This window comes from Pseudalkalibacillus sp. SCS-8, assembly GCF_040126055.1.
GTDB lineage: Bacteria > Bacillota > Bacilli > Bacillales > Fictibacillaceae > Pseudalkalibacillus > Pseudalkalibacillus nanhaiensis.
The window spans coordinates 554,428-572,067 of sequence record NZ_CP143541.1; the positions used below are offsets into that span (position 1 = coordinate 554,428).

Here is a 17,640-nt window from a genome sequence, read left to right on the forward strand (position 1 = left end):
GGATAAGATGGATTTTCTTTTTGTCATTTTCGTCATAACAACCGTTTTCTTCATAGTACAGAAGAGCATTCGGTCATTCTTCCTAAGTCCTCGTCATAAAGCGAAAAAATCTCGGGCATTCATTTCATTTGATGACTTGATTGCCTTATTCGTCGTATACTCCATCATTATCCTCGGATTCGGTTCAATATATTTCAGTCTTACAATTACAGGGGTCCCCGTTCTGATGGAGGGGGGAGCACCGATTACGGGTACGTTCATACAGTTAGGTGAAGCGGTCTCTTATTTCAGTGCCGTCACCCTCCTTTCAGTTGGATATGGGGACATTACCCCAGTGGGGCTCGGAAGGTGGATTTCAATCATTGAAGCATTAGTCGGATATCTTCTACCTGCAGCTTTTGTCCTTTCGACTGTCGTGGATAACGAATAGGAATCGTATCGGTTGTAACAGATGGGAAGATTGGGTACCCTTACATTAGAAGTAGTCCAAAACGGACTCGTGGAATTTTCTGTAGGAGGGTATTGAATCATGACTGTTCAAACAGGTGAGAAAGCACCAGATTTCACATTGGAAGCGAATACTGGAGAGAAAGTAAGCCTTTCTGATTTTAAAGGGAAGAATGTCGTATTATATTTCTACCCAAAAGACATGACTCCGGGATGTACGACTGAAGCATGTGACTTTAGAGACCGGCACAGTGAATTCAGTGATCAGAATACGATCATTCTTGGCGTTAGTCCAGATCCAGTGGAACGGCATAAGAAGTTCATTGAAAAACACGACCTTCCGTTCTTGCTGTTGGCAGATGAAGATCATAAAGTTGCAGAACAATATGGTGTTTGGCAATTGAAGAAGAACTTCGGGAAAGAATACATGGGAATCGTCAGATCGACGTTCATCATTGATAAAAATGGTGAGCTCGTGAAGGAATGGCGAAAGGTCCGCGTCAAAGACCATGTAGAAGAAGCGTTAACCTATATTAAAGAGAACATGTAACAGCAAAATCCTGCCCGAAAGATCGGGCGGGGTTTTCTTTATATGCTGTTGAATATTATTGTTGATTTCCTCTTTAAAAGTGCTCGCTTAACGCTACAATCAACAATGAATATACCATTGGGCTTTCACTAAGCCATATTTTTAATACTGTGATAAAATCGAAATGTCAGATTATTCAGAGGTGGCGTTTACATGTACATATTATCTTCAGCAAAACTTAAGACGAGAATAAAAGAAGAGTTGCAAAATGAATATCCAGAAATCGAGTTTCAATTTTGCCAAAATATCAATGAGGCTGAAGGCTTTTTACATAAGGCTGATGTGCTTTTGTCTTATGGAGAAGATCTCACGCCTCAACTTATCCACCAAGCAGAAAGACTGAAATGGATCCATATCCTGTCTGCGGGGCTGGACAAAATGCCATTCGAAGCAATCGGTGAACGAGGCATTCTCGTTACGAACGCCCGTGGAATCCATCAAGTGCCTATGGCCGAATATACAATCGGTATGATGCTCCAAGTGATCCGTAACCTTGCATTGGTCCAACAAAATCAAAAGGATAAAGTATGGGACCGTAGGATAAAGATGGATGAACTGCATGGTAAAACAATTGGCGTACTGGGTGCAGGAGCAATTGGGCAGGAAATCGGGAGGCTCGCGAAAGCATTTCAAATGAAAACGATCGGGATGAACAGGAGCGGAAGCCCAGTCGAGCACTTCGATGAAATGTTCACTCAAAATGAGTTGGAAGACAATTTAGATCGTGTCGACTTCCTCGTAAATGTATTACCGAAAACGGATGAGACGAGCCAACTGTTGAAAAAAGAGCATTTCGAACGGATGCAGGATCATGCAGTATTCATCAACATCGGGCGTGGGACGACTGTAGATGAAAAAGGTTTGATTGAGGCATTGAAGGAAAACCAAATTGCTCACGCTGTATTGGACGTTATGGAGACAGAGCCTCTTCCTGAAGAAAGTGTTCTTTGGAACATGGAAAACGTAACAATCACGCCTCATATTTCGGGCATTACACCAAAGTATCAGGACCGCGCGATTGAACAGTTTGAAGCGAATCTGCACGTATTTCAGACCGGAGAAGGAAACTATATGAATAAAATCGACGTTAATAGGGGGTATTAAGAATGAAGATTTATACGAAAACAGGAGATAAAGGAACGACTTCCTTAGTGTATGGTGACCGCGTCCAGAAAAACGATCCAAGAGTAGAGGCATACGGAACGTGCGATGAAGCGAATTCCATGATCGGTCTCGCAATAAGTCATCTACAGGCCAATGATCGGGAGTGGAAGGTGGAATTTGAAAAGACCTTACGACGTGTCCAGACCGTACTCTTCCATGTCGGAGCTGAACTAGCGACACCAGCTGGGAAAAAGGTAGGATGGACGCTGGAGGAAAGTGATATTTCTTTTTTGGAACAAGCGATTGATCGCTGGGACGAGAAGCTGACACCATTGAAGCAATTTGTTTTACCTGGGGGATCTGCAGCTGCCTCTGCCTTGCATGTTGCACGAACGGTTTCGCGAAGAGCGGAACGTCAAGCCGTAGCGATCGAAAAGGTCAATCCTTTAGTCCTTTCCTATTTGAATCGACTATCCGATTTTCTTTTCGTAGCAGCAAGATATGCAAATCATCAAATGGAAGTCGCAGAACCGATACTGCATGAAGAAGAGTGAAGTCAAGCATGGTAAGGGTTTGCATTGACAAAAATCAGCTCTTCCGTGTACACTAATTATAAATATTATAAAGTAAGAATGTCTTTTCGGAAGAGAGGTGCATGACGATGTCACAAGAAGAAAACCGATTACAAACAGCGGTTGAAACATTGAAAGATGCGGGAGTTCGCATAACGCCCCAACGTCATGCGATTTTAGAATACCTGATTCAAACGCTGTCTCATCCTACAGCAGATGAGATTTATAAAGCACTTGAGGACAAATTCCCAAATATGAGTGTTGCAACGGTTTATAACAACCTCCGAGTTTTTAAAAACGCAGGACTGGTCAAGGAACTGACCTATGGAGATGCATCCAGCCGGTTTGATTGCGTCACGACAGATCACTATCATGTTATCTGTGAAGAATGCGGCAAAATCGTCGACTTTTCATACCCTGGTCTCGACGAAGTTGAACATGTTGCTGAACATGTTACCGGGTTCCGGGTCAACAATCACCGGATGGAAGTATACGGTACTTGTCCAGATTGTCAAAAAGTCCATTAAAAAAGCTGAGGTGGCTGCCTCAGCGTTTTTTATGTTCAATTTTCCTCATCTGTGCTTTTCTTCTTATGATTGTATTTCTCATCAAATTCAACACCTTCAAGCGATGGATCGAGCGTAAGTGGCTGCTTACAAAACATACATGCGTCTACACGTCCTAACACTTTCGTAACCTTGTGGCAATTTGGACATTCTACCTGAACTGCCTTGGTGGAAAGCATTCCAATCCATATGTAGACAGCTGCACTTGATAAAGTCGCTAGAAAACCAATCAACATGAAGATCGTCATCACAAGAAAGCTTGCTTTGAAATAGAGACCAAGATACATGATGATGATCCCGATAAAAACGAGACTTAGTGCAAATGTCCTGATTTTATTTATTTTACTTGTATATTTTAGTTCCATAATATACATTCCTCCTGCACACAGTATAGCAAAGAACAAATTCGAAATCATGAACATTCTTTTAACTTTCTATATTGTTAAAGGAAAAACAGTTGGAACATGGAATAGATTACATTGAAGAAGTACGACGGAGATTCATACAGGAGATGATTGTACGATGGAAGATATATTACGGCCTCTATATCAGGAGAGGGCAAGCCGCGAGGAGACATTGGGTGTATTATTGGTAGAGAAGCATAAAGCATTCAGTCCATCTACCGACCATTTTGATGTCATCCTGTTCATAATTGTAGAGAAAGCAGAGTCATCCTGGCAGGTGAAACATTATGAATTTGAAAATAAAAAAGCAGCCTTACATGTTGTTGACCTTCAACAATTAAATGAATGGCTTATGCTCGGTTCCCACAGACGTGTAGTGGATTGGGTCGTGAACGGCAAAGTGTTGTTCGACCGAAATGAATTTGTTGATGCATTGAAGAAGCGCATTAATGATTTTCCGATTGCGGAACGAAAAAAGAAGATCGGTATCGAATTTGCCAAGCTCGTCCGTAGGTTTTCAGATGGAAAAGAACTCTATTATGCTGGTCACTTTTTGGATGCTTACAATAACATCATACATGCACTTCATCATTTGGCCCGGCTATCTGTCATTGAGCATGGTTTCTATCCGGAAGTGACGGTATGGAATCAAGTGAAGCAAATTGAACCAGAGATCTACAAGTTATATGAAGAATTGACCTCAAGTGATGAACCAATTAATAAAAGGATTGAATTGCTCATTCTCGCAAACGAGTTCTCATTGTCTTCAAAAACTGCCCTTGGTTCTCGTCACCTGAAAGATGTAATGGAGACAAAAGCAGAATCCTGGTCCTTTTATGAATTGATGCAGCATCCAGAAATGGCTGATTATAAAATTGATCTAGGAGCGGTCATTGAACATCTCATTGAAAAAGAATACATTCAAGTCGTCCGACACGAAACGAAAGGGAAGGGGATTTTCCACAGGACTTATTCATTTAGAAAATAGAACGACGTTAACGCGCATGTTCAAGTGAGGGTCACGGTGAAGTGGAGTAAATGTTGAAAGAATAAACAAAGATGTCCTCTATATAAGTGAAATCTCGGTTCTTTAAAGTGAGAGAAAATTAATTGCAAAATCATGTTGACACTTCTTTTCGAACCATGGTATATTATATCTCGTCGCTGCGAAAGCGGCGGGATGTTTTGTTTAAAACGACAACGAAATTCAACAAAAAAGTTGTTGACAGCAAAACGTTCAAATGATATTCTATAAAAGTCGCTGTTAAGACAACAGCAAACAAAAAACTTCGATAACAGACAACGCATTTTGTTGATTCTGATCGAAAGAACCAGTTCTTTGAAAACTGAACAAAAGCCAAGCGTGAAACGGGTTTTTAATAACCCTGAATCAATTTCGATTTACATTTATGAGCAAGACAAACTTTACTTTATTGGAGAGTTTGATCCTGGCTCAGGACGAACGCTGGCGGCGTGCCTAATACATGCAAGTCGAGCGGATCAATGGGGAGCTTGCTCCCCTGAGATCAGCGGCGGACGGGTGAGTAACACGTGGGCAACCTACCTGTAAGACTGGGATAACTCCGGGAAACCGGGGCTAATACCGGGTAACACCTACCTCCGCATGGAGGAAGGTTAAAAGATGGCTTCTCGCTATCACTTACAGATGGGCCCGCGGCGCATTAGCTAGTTGGTGGGGTAAGAGCTTACCAAGGCGACGATGCGTAGCCGACCTGAGAGGGTGATCGGCCACACTGGGACTGAGACACGGCCCAGACTCCTACGGGAGGCAGCAGTAGGGAATCTTCGGCAATGGGCGAAAGCCTGACCGAGCAACGCCGCGTGAGCGATGAAGGCCTTCGGGTCGTAAAGCTCTGTTGTTAGGGAAGAACAAGTACCGTTCGAATAGGGCGGTACCTTGACGGTACCTAACCAGAAAGCCACGGCTAACTACGTGCCAGCAGCCGCGGTAATACGTAGGTGGCAAGCGTTGTCCGGAATTATTGGGCGTAAAGCGCGCGCAGGCGGTCTCTTAAGTCTGATGTGAAAGCCCACGGCTCAACCGTGGAGGGCCATTGGAAACTGGGGGACTTGAGTACTGGAGAGGAGAGTGGAATTCCATGTGTAGCGGTGAAATGCGTAGATATATGGAGGAACACCAGTGGCGAAGGCGGCTCTCTGGCCAGTAACTGACGCTGAGGCGCGAAAGCGTGGGGAGCAAACAGGATTAGATACCCTGGTAGTCCACGCCGTAAACGATGAGTGCTAGGTGTTGGGGGGTTCCACCCTCAGTGCTGACGTTAACACATTAAGCACTCCGCCTGGGGAGTACGGCCGCAAGGCTGAAACTCAAAGGAATTGACGGGGGCCCGCACAAGCAGTGGAGCATGTGGTTTAATTCGAAGCAACGCGAAGAACCTTACCAGGTCTTGACATCCTTCGCTACTTCCAGAGATGGAAGGTTCCCCTTCGGGGGACGAAGTGACAGGTGGTGCATGGTTGTCGTCAGCTCGTGTCGTGAGATGTTGGGTTAAGTCCCGCAACGAGCGCAACCCTTGATCTTAGTTGCCAGCATTCAGTTGGGCACTCTAAGGTGACTGCCGGTGACAAACCGGAGGAAGGTGGGGATGACGTCAAATCATCATGCCCCTTATGACCTGGGCTACACACGTGCTACAATGGATGGTACAAAGGGCAGCAAAACCGCGAGGTTGAGCGAATCCCATAAAGCCATTCTCAGTTCGGATTGCAGGCTGCAACTCGCCTGCATGAAGCCGGAATTGCTAGTAATCGCGGATCAGCATGCCGCGGTGAATACGTTCCCGGGCCTTGTACACACCGCCCGTCACACCACGAGAGTTTGTAACACCCGAAGTCGGTGAGGTAACCTTTTGGAACCAGCCGCCGAAGGTGGGACAGATGATTGGGGTGAAGTCGTAACAAGGTAGCCGTATCGGAAGGTGCGGCTGGATCACCTCCTTTCTAAGGAGTCCTTTAAGGACATAACACGCTTTGGCTTTTGTTTAGTTTTGAAAGAGCTGAATCTCTTTCAAACACCATGTTCCTTGAAAACTAGATAACGAAAATCTTGAAAACAAGACATCGAAACGTCATTTTAAATGACAAGAAATAAGTGTAAGTTCATTCATAACGTGGTTAAGTTATGAAGGGCGCACGGTGGATGCCTTGGCACTAGGAGCCGAAGAAGGACGGGACGAACACCGATATGCCTCGGGGAGCTGTAAGTAAGCTTCGATCCGGGGATTTCCGAATGGGGGAACCCACTATCCGTAATGGGATAGTATCCATACCTGAATACATAGGGTATGAGAAGGCAGACCTGGGGAACTGAAACATCTTAGTACCCAGAGGAAGAGAAAGCAATCGCGATTTCCTGAGTAGCGGCGAGCGAAACGGAAACAGCCCAAACCAAGAGGCTTGCCTCTTGGGGTTGTAGGACACTCTATACGGAGTAAGAAAGGAACGGCGTAGGCGAAGCGGTCTGGAAAGGCCCGCTAGAAGAGGTAACAGCCCTGTAGCCAAAACGTCGTTCCCTCCAGAGTGGATCCTGAGTACGGCGGGACACGTGAAACCCCGTCGGAATCTGGGAGGACCATCTCCCAAGGCTAAATACTCCCTAGTGACCGATAGTGAACCAGTACCGTGAGGGAAAGGTGAAAAGCACCCCGGAAGGGGAGTGAAAGAGATCCTGAAACCGTGTGCCTACAAGTAGTCGGAGCCCATTAACGGGTGACGGCGTGCCTTTTGTAGAATGAACCGGCGAGTTACGATAACGTGCAAGGTTAAGTTGAAAAGACGGAGCCGCAGCGAAAGCGAGTCTGAATAGGGCGAAGGAGTACGTTGTCGTAGACCCGAAACCGAGTGATCTACCCATGTCCAGGGTGAAGTTCAGGTAACACTGAATGGAGGCCCGAACCCACGCACGTTGAAAAGTGCGGGGATGAGGTGTGGGTAGGGGTGAAATGCCAATCGAACTCGGAGATAGCTGGTTCTCCCCGAAATAGCTTTAGGGCTAGCCTCGTGGTGAGAGTTCTGGAGGTAGAGCACTGATTGGACTAGGGGTCCCCACAGGATTACCGAATTCAGTCAAACTCCGAATGCCAGGAACTTGTCCACGGGAGTCAGACTGCGAGTGATAAGATCCGTAGTCGAGAGGGAAACAGCCCAGACCATCAGCTAAGGTCCCCAAGTATACGTTAAGTGGAAAAGGATGTGGAGTTGCTTAGACAACCAGGATGTTGGCTTAGAAGCAGCCACCATTTAAAGAGTGCGTAATAGCTCACTGGTCGAGTGACTCTGCGCCGAAAATGTACCGGGGCTAAACGTATCACCGAAGCTATGGATTGTACCGTTGGTACAGTGGTAGGGGAGCGTTCGAAGGGCTGAGAAGCGAGACCGGAAGGACTCGTGGAGCGCTTTGAAGTGAGAATGCCGGTATGAGTAGCGAAAAGAGAAGTGAGAATCTTCTCCATCGAAAGCCCAAGGTTTCCTGAGGAAGGCTCGTCCGCTCAGGGTTAGTCGGGACCTAAGCCGAGGCCGAAAGGCGTAGGCGATGGATAACAGGTTGATATTCCTGTACCACCTCCTTTCCGTTTGAGCAACGGGGGGACGCAGGAAGGTAGGGAGAGCGCGCTGATGGATATGCGCGTCCAAGCAGTCAAGGCCGGTGGATAGGTAAATCCGTCCACCATACGGCGGAGCTGTGATGGCGAGGGAATTAAAGTACCGAAGTCCCTGATCCTACACTGCCAAGAAAAGCCTCTAGCGAGGAAAGAGGTGCCCGTACCGTAAACCGACACAGGTAGGCGAGGAGAGAATCCTAAGATGCTCGGGAGAACTCTCGTTAAGGAACTCGGCAAAATGACCCCGTAACTTCGGGAGAAGGGGTGCTCTGATAGGGTGTATGCCCGAGAGAGCCGCAGTGAAAAGATCCAAGCGACTGTTTAGCAAAAACACAGGTCTCTGCGAAGCCGTAAGGCGAAGTATAGGGGCTGACACCTGCCCGGTGCTGGAAGGTTAAGAGGAGGGGTTATCCCTTACGGGAGAAGCTCTGAATCGAAGCCCCAGTAAACGGCGGCCGTAACTATAACGGTCCTAAGGTAGCGAAATTCCTTGTCGGGTAAGTTCCGACCCGCACGAAAGGTGCAACGACTTGGATACTGTCTCAACGAGAGACCCGGTGAAATTATAGTACCTGTGAAGATGCAGGTTACCCGCGACAGGACGGAAAGACCCCATGGAGCTTTACTGTAGCCTGATATTGGATTTTGGTATCGTTTGTACAGGATAGGTAGGAGCCTTAGAAGCCGGACCGCCAGGTTCGGTGGAGGCGTCGGTGGGATACTACCCTGACGGTATTGAAATTCTAACCCAGAACCGTGATCCGGTTCGGAGACAGTGTCAGGTGGGCAGTTTGACTGGGGCGGTCGCCTCCTAAAGTGTAACGGAGGCGCCCAAAGGTTCCCTCAGAATGGTTGGAAATCATTCGCAGAGTGTAAAGGCACAAGGGAGCTTGACTGCGAGACCTACAAGTCGAGCAGGGACGAAAGTCGGGCTTAGTGATCCGGTGGTTCCGCATGGAAGGGCCATCGCTCAACGGATAAAAGCTACCCTGGGGATAACAGGCTTATCTCCCCCAAGAGTCCACATCGACGGGGAGGTTTGGCACCTCGATGTCGGCTCATCGCATCCTGGGGCTGAAGTAGGTCCCAAGGGTTGGGCTGTTCGCCCATTAAAGCGGTACGCGAGCTGGGTTCAGAACGTCGTGAGACAGTTCGGTCCCTATCCGTCGCGGGCGCAGGAAATTTGAGAGGAGCTGTCCTTAGTACGAGAGGACCGGGATGGACACACCGCTGGTGTACCAGTTGTTCCGCCAGGAGCATCGCTGGGTAGCTACGTGTGGACGGGATAAGTGCTGAAAGCATCTAAGCATGAAGCCCCCCTCAAGATGAGATTTCCCATCGCGTCAAGCGAGTAAGATCCCTCAGAGATGATGAGGTTGATAGGTCTGGTGTGGAAGCGTGGCGACACGTGAAGCTGACAGATACTAATCGATCGAGGACTTAACCACAATCAATGAACGCTGACTAACAACGTCACGTCCTGTGACAACGTCAGCACTAGCACATCCTGTGCGTCGTGTTTTCAAGAAACGTTATCTAGTTTTGAGGGAATAGGATTCCCCAACAAAATAGTCTGGTGATGATGGCGAAGAGGTCACACCCGTTCCCATGCCGAACACGGAAGTTAAGCTCTTCAGCGCCAATGGTAATTGGGGGCTTCCCCCTGTGAGAGTAGGACGTCGCCGGGCTATTTTATAACGATCCGCAGTAGCTCAGTGGTAGAGCTATCGGCTGTTAACCGATCGGTCGCAGGTTCGAGTCCTGCCTGCGGAGCCACGGAGAGCTGTCCGAGAGGTCGAAGGAGCACGATTGGAAATCGTGTGTACGGTTTTAACCCGTACCGAGGGTTCGAATCCCTCGCTCTCCGCCATTAAAGAAATTATGTTACATAAATTTATATCGGCCCCTTGGTCAAGTGGTTAAGACACCGCCCTTTCACGGCGGTAACACGGGTTCGAATCCCGTAGGGGTCACCATCTATCGGAGGATTAGCTCAGCTGGGAGAGCACCTGCCTTACAAGCAGGGGGTCGGCGGTTCGATCCCGTCATCCTCCACCATATCGTCGCGGGGTGGAGCAGACTGGTAGCTCGTCGGGCTCATAACCCGAAGGTCGTAGGTTCAAATCCTATCCCCGCAACCAATTTAAGTTCATTGCACAACATCGATTTAACATCCTAGTTCAATGAACATATGGAGTACCCGAAGGGGTGCAACCAAATTAAAACTTACAACGACGAATAAACTTCATTGTTAGTTTTAGATCCTGGTACCCGTAAGGGTGCAACCAAATCAAACCTTAATTCTAAGATGGACCCGTGGTGTAGGGGTTAACATGCCTGCCTGTCACGCAGGAGATCGCCGGTTCGAATCCGGTCGGGTCCGCCATCTTGGCTCGATAGCTCAGTCGGTAGAGCAGAGGACTGAAAATCCTCGTGTCGGCGGTTCGATTCCGTCTCGAGCCACCATTGGTTTGCTGGCCTAGCTCAATTGGTAGAGCAACTGACTTGTAATCAGTAGGTTGGGGGTTCAAGTCCTCTGGCCAGCACCATTTTCTCTTTTAGGAATAGATTGGTTATGATTCCTGAATTTACACTTGAAACAGAGTGAAATCTGTACTACAATATTAATTGTCTCTTTGGAGGGGTAGCGAAGTGGCTAAACGCGGCGGACTGTAAATCCGCTCCCTCAGGGTTCGGCGGTTCGAATCCGTCCCCCTCCACCATTTAGGGGTATAGTTTAACGGTAGAACAGAGGTCTCCAAAACCTCCAGTGTGGGTTCGATTCCTACTACCCCTGCCAATTTTTAAAATTCATGTGATGGCGATTGTGGCGAAGTGGTTAACGCACCGGATTGTGGTTCCGGCATTCGTGGGTTCGATTCCCATCAGTCGCCCCATTGCGTTGGGCTATAGCCAAGCGGTAAGGCAACGGACTTTGACTCCGTCATGCGTTGGTTCGAATCCAGCTAGCCCAGCCAATTTTGCGGAAGTAGTTCAGTGGTAGAACACCACCTTGCCAAGGTGGGGGTCGCGGGTTCGAATCCCGTCTTCCGCTCCATTAAGTTTCCAAAAAAGAACTGCCGAAAAGTGGTACTCGAATTAGCCTATAAAACATAAAGTAGAGTACGGCGGCATAGCCAAGTGGTAAGGCACGGGTCTGCAAAACCCTTATCCCCCGGTTCGAATCCGGGTGCCGCCTCCATTAACTACCCAGCCGGGGTGGTGGAATTGGCAGACACACAGGACTTAAAATCCTGCGGTAGGTGACTACCGTGCCGGTTCAAGTCCGGCCCTCGGCACCATAAAAACTTGATATCATTTTTAGACACATGCCGGTGTGGCGGAATTGGCAGACGCGCACGACTCAAAATCGTGTTCCTCACGGAGTGTCGGTTCGACCCCGACCACCGGTACCATTACATATTATATTGACAAGGAATTTCACAAGAAATTGTGAAGTTCCTTTTTTTGTGAAAAAGTTTAAGCTAGGACTAGGTTTAGATAATATCTACGTACAAAAGTATGTGTAAATTTCATTTAAAATTAAGTGTCTCTTATACTGAAGGATGATGAGATCATCTCAGCTACACTAAACCAGTCACAGGTAAAGAGTTAAGAAAAAACGAATGAGGTAGGGCTAGTAATATTAGTACACCAGCTGAAACGCCCAGGATGCCTATAGATCTCAGGCTGCATAAAAGATAAAAAGTCTCAGAAAAAAATCACCCGTTCATATGGGTGATTTTTTGACTTTAAAATACAATTTCATTTTATATATTGAAATAAAACATAGGTAACTCACCTGAAAGTTTAGGAAAATATTTTATATTCGGTATGTATCTTCAAAAATATACTTAAAACTTTGAAAGATAGGCATAAACTTAGTATTAAAAATCCATAAATAATGTTGAATTTAGAAAGATGTTTGAAGCTTATAGGATTTGAAGGATATTTTTAAATTGCATTTGAATTTATATCATATTCGTGTATATAGGCGTTAAGATGTATAAAGGAGTGATACTCAGTCCTTATTTCCTTTAACAAGCTTCATAAAATGAACTTCTAAAGAAAGCTAGATGATTAGTTAGTGGTTCTATCATGTCAGGTTAAAGCCTGGCTTTTTGTATGGGTTTTAAATGTATTTTTGATTTACTATAACGACAAACTTTCACAAAGGAAAAATCATTATTCCACTAAAGTTCATGATAAACCATCTCTAGGATACATATTTCAAGCGAAAACGTCGAAAAACCTTTAATTGGTTCATTAGACTTACAAATGACCTTTAGTCTGGTTATATAGAACTAAATTACCAAAAATGGATTTACTTTACAGTTTATAGTTAATATAATGGGTTCAAAGTTAGACAATTTGGTAAATTATTCATCTTTATTCAACAAAATATTAGTTAAATATCCTTATTTACGCACTTAAAGTCCTATAAAAGGCAATTTATTTACTACTTTGGGACCTACGAAATGATTAGTTAATATATATTACAACTTGTTGAAGTCTATTGGGAGGTTTGTATGAGTAATCCTTATATGATGAGCATAATAAATAAGACAAAAAGTGATTATCCAGCTCATAAAACAATTACTGAACTATTTGAAGATCAAGTGGCGTTAAACTTTCATAAAACAGCTCTGGTTCATAAGGATAGAAAGGTATCATATGGACTACTCAACAAAATGGCTAATCGCGTTGCCAGATATTTATCAAAGAGAGGAATTGGTCCAGAAAAAGTAGCAGCATTTATGCTGGATCAAGGTATAGATAGGATTGTTACCATACTAGGAATACTGAAGGCGGGAGGCGCTTATCTGCCCATAGATAAGACTTACCCTAAAGAACGGATCGAGTACATGCTTCAAGACAGCGGGGCACAATTCCTGTTGACTGATGAAGCTCTCTCAAATGAATTTACTACAGAGTATATAAGGATTGATGAGGTAGACTTTAGTCTTTATGAAGATTCTGACCTTCACTTAATGTCGAATAGCCAACAACTAATGTATGTAATCTATACCTCGGGATCAACTGGAACACCTAAGGGGGTTATGGTCGAACACAGAAGTGTAATCAGGTTGGTTAAGTCAACTAATTATATTGACTTCCTTAAGGATGACAGGATGCTACAAGGTTGTTCAATACAATTTGATGTTTCCATCTTTGAAATTTGGGGTGCACTCTTAAATGGAATTGAGCTTCATTTAGTTGAGAAAGATTTGTTAATTGAAGCAGATTCCTTAAGTGAATATTTGAGGTCTGAACAAATCACAATTGTCTGGATGACGACACCACTGTTCAACAATGTGGTTGAACAAAACCCTCAACTGTTTTCTAATCTAAGATGTTTGTTAATCGGTGGCGATGCTTTATCACCAAAACATATCGAATTAGTTCGAAGAAATTGCCCGGATGTAACACTGATTAATGGATATGGTCCAACTGAAAATACGACGTTCTCTACATTTTTTGTAATTGACAAAGAATATAAGAATAATATTCCTATCGGAAAGCCAATAAGTAACTCAACTACATACATAATGAATGATGAACTAGAAGTTTTACCAGTAGGTACAATAGGAGAATTATGCGTAGGTGGAGATGGTGTAAGTAGAGGTTACATAAATAAACCTGAATTAAATGCAGAAAAATTCAAGTACATATCTGATGAGATCGGTAGGGTTTACAGAACAGGAGACCTTGCCAGAATGCTTCCAGATGGGAATATTGAGTTTTTAGGTCGAGCTGACAACCAAGTGAAAATAAGAGGTTTTAGAATTGAATTAAATGAGGTAGAAAGAGCAGTTGCAAGTCACAAAGACATTTTGGAAACGTTGGTAATGGTTAAAGGGGATAAAACCAAACAATTATACTGCTTTTACAAGCCTTTAAAGGAATTAGGCACGAAAGAGCTTAGAAAATACCTCCAAGAGAAACTACCTGAGCATATGATTCCCACCAAAATGATACAGATTTCCCAGTTTCCATATAATGCAAGTGGTAAAATTGACAGGAAAAAGTTAATGGATTATACCGAAAACAGAAAAGACAGAGATGAAAAAATCACTCCTATACAGAAAGAACTCACTGATATTTGTAAAGAAGCAATGGAAATTGCTTCGATTTCTATTCATGATAATTTTTACGATGTGGGACTGGATTCCCTATCAGCGGCAAAAGTGCTTAACAAGATCCGAACGAATTTTAAAGTTGATATAAAACTCAGAGACGTTTTGGAAAATTATACAATTGAATCGCTTGGTCACATCGTTGAAAACTCTTCACCAAGGGTGGTCGAAGCAGACATTATACCTACAATAAATCAAGACTACCACGAAATTTCTTCTGCTCAGAAACGGATGTATTTATCTAGTTTAGTTAAAGGTGATTTAACCTACAATATTCCAATAATTGTTTATTTCACCACCAAAATAGATATTTCTAAATTAAAACAAGCTCTAGTCAAATTAATGGAAAGGCATGAGTCGCTAAGAACCACTTTTCATTTTGTTGATAATTCAATTTACCAAAGAATACACGATCGAGTTGACATTGAAATTGAATCTTTAACAGAAAACAATTATGAGTTAGTTGATTACGACGTCTATAAATACTTAGAGCAATTCGAATTAGAAAAAGCACCACTATTCAGTGTCAAAGTCATTTCATTGCTTAATAACAAGGATGCACTCTTACTCAACATCCATCACTCGATATTTGATGGATTATCTGCACAAATTTTTCTGGATGAATTAATGGCACTTTATCATGGAAGAGAATTAAGGAAGTTACCTTATCAATATAAAGACTTTGCAAAGTGGCATAATGAACACAGTTCAAATGAAGCTCAAAGAATGATTATTGAAAGAGTGTGGAGTAATAAATATCAAACGTTACCTCAGCCAGCTGTACTTCCATATCGAGAAAGCGAAAAAGAAGATGAAACGGAAGAAAACTTTGTAGATGTAATTGTTGATAAACAGACAATTGAGGCTGTTAAAAGTCATATTAAAGAAAACCAATGTAGCATATATATGTTTTTTATTTCAATTCTCGGTGTACAGTTAGCAAAATACGCAGATGATGGCGACGTGGTCATCACTTCGGTGTCAGATAATCGATCATTGGAAGAGTTCCGGAACATTATAGGGATGTTCGTTGAGACATACCCAATTCGTTTCAATGTAAAAGAATCACAAACGTTTCATGACTTACTCCGAGTTGTACGTCAAACACTATATGAAGTGCGTGAACATCCCTACCCATTTGATGAACTAATGAGCTTCTTATCTCAACAATCAGGAAAAAATCATAGTGAAGTGTCAAAGTTATTCAATATCTTGATGGTATTGGATACTCCAATTGAAGTAGATCAGGAAGAGATCTACGAGGTCAATAGCCTAATTTCTACGAAAACTTCTAAATTCGATCTCACTTTGACTGCAATGGAAACTGAGGCGGGGTATAAGTTCAGAGTTGAGTTCGATAATAAGTTATTTAGTAAATCATCGATGAAGAAATTTATCAATCATTATACAGAAATGCTTTCTCATTTTGCACATAACCCATATGACAGGATAGCTGATTATATGCTGATGGATCTTCATGAAATGGGTCTTACCCAACAGGAAGGTTCACAAAGAAAGCAATCTGATTATCAATCGCCAAGCAGCAACATTGAAAAGATCCTTGTGGACGTTTGGAGAGAGGTCCTAAACGAAGAGAACATTGGAACGAATAATCGCTTTTTTGAAATGGGTGGAGATTCAATCAAGGCAATCCAAATTGCATCCCGATTACAAAAGAGAGGATTCAAACTAAAGGTTAATCACATTCTGATGCACCAGACTATTTCAAAAATTAGTAAGCATGTGGTTGAGAAAAACGTAACAAAAAACAATAACTTGGTCACAGGAGAAGTTCCGTTAACCCCCGTACAAAAATGGTTTTTCAATAAAGACATGAAGAATATGAATCATTTTAATCAATCAGTGGTTTGGAAAAGTAAAACAAATCTTGAGTTGAAGCATGTAAAACATGTTTTTGACAAGCTTGTAGAGCATCATGACGTGCTAAGAGCTACTATCACTGAAATAGATGGTAACTTTACGAAACGTATCACAGGAATTAGAAATGACGCTTTTACCATTAATCAAGTATCTATTAGTGAAGTTGAAGATATTACCTCCAAAATATATGAAATAGGCAATCAATATCAAGAACAACTAGATATTACTAAAGGAAAGTTGATGCATGTGGTAGTCGTCAATCATGGCTCGGAGAATTATCTTATAGTAATCATACATCATCTTGTGATCGATGAAGTTTCCTGGCATGTATTATTGGAAGATTTCACAATCGGTTATGATCAGTTGATTAACGGTCAGCAGATTTCATTTGGGGATAAGACAGATTCGTACAAGTCGTATAGTGAACAATTAATTAAATATGGATCAGATTGCAAAGTACGCTCTGAAAGAGAGTATTGGACAGATGTAATTAACAAAATCAATGATAACAGTTCTAGTGATAGACAGCCTTTGGAACTTACATATGAGAAAAATTTCAATAACCATTTCAGTATAGGTGAAAATCACACGAATTCCCTTCTCAACAAGGCAAACCAAGCGTACAACACACAGATACAAGAATTATTACTCACAGCATTAGCTATGACTATGAACAGCCGTGATCATAAATGTGTTTTTTCATGTGATATGGAAAGTCATGGACGAGAATCTCTATTTGAAGATACGGATGTCACTAGAACAGTGGGATGGTTTACGTCAATTTATCCGGTAGCGATACCGATGGATCCGAAGGATGATGTGAAGAAGAACATTATTCAGGTAAAGGAGACTCTCAGACGTATACCAAGTAACGGTATCGGATACGGACTATTCAGATATGGGCATAAAGATCCTTCTTTCCAACATCCAAGACCAAAGATATGTTTTAACTATCTCGGTGTTATAAACGACGTTGGGCAGGACAAGAACCGCTTTGTCATTTCCTCTTTACAAGCAGGAAATGAAATCGGGATCGATTATAAAACAGATTATAAACTCGAAATGAATTGCAGAGTTATAAATAACCGCTTAGACGTTATTTTTAGTTTTAATGAGTCGGTATTTACAAAAACAGAAGGCGCGCTTCTTACAGAGAATTATAAAGATAATTTATTGAGCATTATAGACCACTGTTTAACAAAAGAGCAAACTGAAATAACCCCTAGCGATTTAAGTACTGAATCAATTGATAGTGATTTTATGGAAGAAATTTATGAGGCTCTAAAATAATGAGAGC

The 17,640-nt window shown here is 43.2% G+C and carries 8 protein-coding genes, 16 tRNA genes and 3 rRNA genes; 26 read left to right on the forward strand and 1 reads right to left on the reverse strand.

The window, feature by feature from the left end; genetic code table 11:
- Positions 1-7 precede the first annotated feature (7 nt).
- The 5 genes from V1497_RS02970 (at position 8) to perR (ending at position 3,239) form a co-directional block, all read left to right on the forward strand.
- A complete protein-coding gene (locus V1497_RS02970) occupies positions 8-430 on the forward strand; it encodes an ion channel (RefSeq protein WP_349409506.1) in 423 nt (140 codons plus the stop codon).
- 99 nt (positions 431-529) lie between these two features.
- The gene (gene bcp / locus V1497_RS02975) at positions 530-997 is read left to right on the forward strand and encodes a thioredoxin-dependent thiol peroxidase (RefSeq protein WP_349409507.1); all 468 of its coding nucleotides are present in this window, start codon (positions 530-532) and stop codon (positions 995-997) included.
- A 192-nt stretch (positions 998-1,189) separates the two neighbouring features.
- Positions 1,190-2,140, forward strand: coding sequence for a D-2-hydroxyacid dehydrogenase (locus V1497_RS02980; RefSeq protein WP_349409508.1), 951 nt, complete (start codon positions 1,190-1,192; stop codon positions 2,138-2,140).
- Between the two features lie 2 nt (positions 2,141-2,142).
- The gene (locus V1497_RS02985; RefSeq protein WP_349409509.1) at positions 2,143-2,694 is read left to right on the forward strand and encodes a cob(I)yrinic acid a,c-diamide adenosyltransferase; all 552 of its coding nucleotides are present in this window, start codon (positions 2,143-2,145) and stop codon (positions 2,692-2,694) included.
- A 107-nt stretch (positions 2,695-2,801) separates the two neighbouring features.
- Complete coding sequence (gene perR / locus V1497_RS02990; RefSeq protein ID WP_349409510.1) at positions 2,802-3,239, forward strand: peroxide-responsive transcriptional repressor PerR; 438 nt, start codon at positions 2,802-2,804, stop codon at positions 3,237-3,239.
- A 35-nt stretch (positions 3,240-3,274) separates the two neighbouring features.
- Here perR and V1497_RS02995 read toward each other — a convergent pair whose 3' ends face one another.
- Entirely contained in the window at positions 3,275-3,643 is a 369-nt protein-coding gene (locus V1497_RS02995) for a YgzB family protein (protein WP_349409511.1), read from the reverse strand.
- 157 nt (positions 3,644-3,800) lie between these two features.
- Here V1497_RS02995 and V1497_RS03000 point away from each other — a divergent pair, with 157 nt between their 5' ends.
- From V1497_RS03000 to V1497_RS03100, 21 genes are all read left to right on the forward strand, one after another.
- Positions 3,801-4,670 (forward strand): nucleotidyltransferase-like protein, encoded by an 870-nt coding sequence (locus tag V1497_RS03000; RefSeq protein WP_349409512.1) that lies wholly within the window; start codon positions 3,801-3,803, stop codon positions 4,668-4,670.
- 442 nt (positions 4,671-5,112) lie between these two features.
- A 16S ribosomal RNA gene (locus V1497_RS03005) occupies positions 5,113-6,664 on the forward strand.
- Between the two features lie 172 nt (positions 6,665-6,836).
- Positions 6,837-9,773, forward strand: a 23S ribosomal RNA gene (locus V1497_RS03010).
- A 124-nt stretch (positions 9,774-9,897) separates the two neighbouring features.
- A 5S ribosomal RNA gene (gene rrf / locus V1497_RS03015) occupies positions 9,898-10,013 on the forward strand.
- The 16S, 23S and 5S rRNA genes sit together here with 16 tRNA genes alongside, the layout of an rRNA operon.
- Positions 10,014-10,026: 13 nt before the next feature.
- Positions 10,027-10,101, forward strand: a tRNA-Asn gene (locus V1497_RS03020).
- Between the two features lies 1 nt (position 10,102).
- Positions 10,103-10,195: transfer RNA gene (locus V1497_RS03025), tRNA-Ser, on the forward strand.
- A gap of 31 nt (positions 10,196-10,226) precedes the next feature.
- A tRNA-Glu gene (locus V1497_RS03030) sits at positions 10,227-10,301 on the forward strand.
- Positions 10,302-10,307: 6 nt separating this feature from the next.
- Positions 10,308-10,383: transfer RNA gene (locus tag V1497_RS03035), tRNA-Val, on the forward strand.
- Between the two features lie 6 nt (positions 10,384-10,389).
- Positions 10,390-10,466 (forward strand) — tRNA-Met (locus V1497_RS03040).
- A 169-nt stretch (positions 10,467-10,635) separates the two neighbouring features.
- Positions 10,636-10,711: transfer RNA gene (locus V1497_RS03045), tRNA-Asp, on the forward strand.
- A gap of 4 nt (positions 10,712-10,715) precedes the next feature.
- Positions 10,716-10,791: transfer RNA gene (locus V1497_RS03050), tRNA-Phe, on the forward strand.
- Positions 10,792-10,798: 7 nt separating this feature from the next.
- Positions 10,799-10,874 (forward strand) — tRNA-Thr (locus V1497_RS03055).
- An 89-nt stretch (positions 10,875-10,963) separates the two neighbouring features.
- Positions 10,964-11,048, forward strand: a tRNA-Tyr gene (locus tag V1497_RS03060).
- A gap of 3 nt (positions 11,049-11,051) precedes the next feature.
- Positions 11,052-11,125 (forward strand) — tRNA-Trp (locus tag V1497_RS03065).
- A gap of 21 nt (positions 11,126-11,146) precedes the next feature.
- Positions 11,147-11,222: transfer RNA gene (locus V1497_RS03070), tRNA-His, on the forward strand.
- A 6-nt stretch (positions 11,223-11,228) separates the two neighbouring features.
- Positions 11,229-11,303, forward strand: a tRNA-Gln gene (locus V1497_RS03075).
- A 5-nt stretch (positions 11,304-11,308) separates the two neighbouring features.
- Positions 11,309-11,383 (forward strand) — tRNA-Gly (locus V1497_RS03080).
- Between the two features lie 69 nt (positions 11,384-11,452).
- Positions 11,453-11,527: transfer RNA gene (locus tag V1497_RS03085), tRNA-Cys, on the forward strand.
- An 11-nt stretch (positions 11,528-11,538) separates the two neighbouring features.
- Positions 11,539-11,627 (forward strand) — tRNA-Leu (locus tag V1497_RS03090).
- 29 nt (positions 11,628-11,656) lie between these two features.
- A tRNA-Leu gene (locus V1497_RS03095) sits at positions 11,657-11,741 on the forward strand.
- Between the two features lie 1,113 nt (positions 11,742-12,854).
- Positions 12,855-17,633, forward strand: a complete 4,779-nt coding sequence (locus tag V1497_RS03100; protein ID WP_349409513.1) for an amino acid adenylation domain-containing protein — start codon at positions 12,855-12,857, stop codon at positions 17,631-17,633.
- Positions 17,634-17,640 lie beyond the last annotated feature (7 nt).

Bases quoted from the DNA above. Each gene is read 5' to 3' on its own strand.
- V1497_RS02970 (WP_349409506.1), top strand. From the start codon at position 8: ATGGATTTTCTTTTTGTCATTTTCGTCATAACAACCGTTTTCTTCATA.
- V1497_RS03100 (WP_349409513.1), top strand. From the start codon at position 12,855: ATGAGTAATCCTTATATGATGAGCATAATAAATAAGACAAAAAGTGAT.
- bcp (WP_349409507.1), top strand. From the start codon at position 530: ATGACTGTTCAAACAGGTGAGAAAGCACCAGATTTCACATTGGAAGCG.
- V1497_RS02995 (WP_349409511.1), bottom strand. From the start codon at position 3,643: ATGGAACTAAAATATACAAGTAAAATAAATAAAATCAGGACATTTGCA.
- V1497_RS02985 (WP_349409509.1), top strand. From the start codon at position 2,143: ATGAAGATTTATACGAAAACAGGAGATAAAGGAACGACTTCCTTAGTG.
- V1497_RS03000 (WP_349409512.1), top strand. From the start codon at position 3,801: ATGGAAGATATATTACGGCCTCTATATCAGGAGAGGGCAAGCCGCGAG.
- V1497_RS02980 (WP_349409508.1), top strand. From the start codon at position 1,190: ATGTACATATTATCTTCAGCAAAACTTAAGACGAGAATAAAAGAAGAG.
- perR (WP_349409510.1), top strand. From the start codon at position 2,802: ATGTCACAAGAAGAAAACCGATTACAAACAGCGGTTGAAACATTGAAA.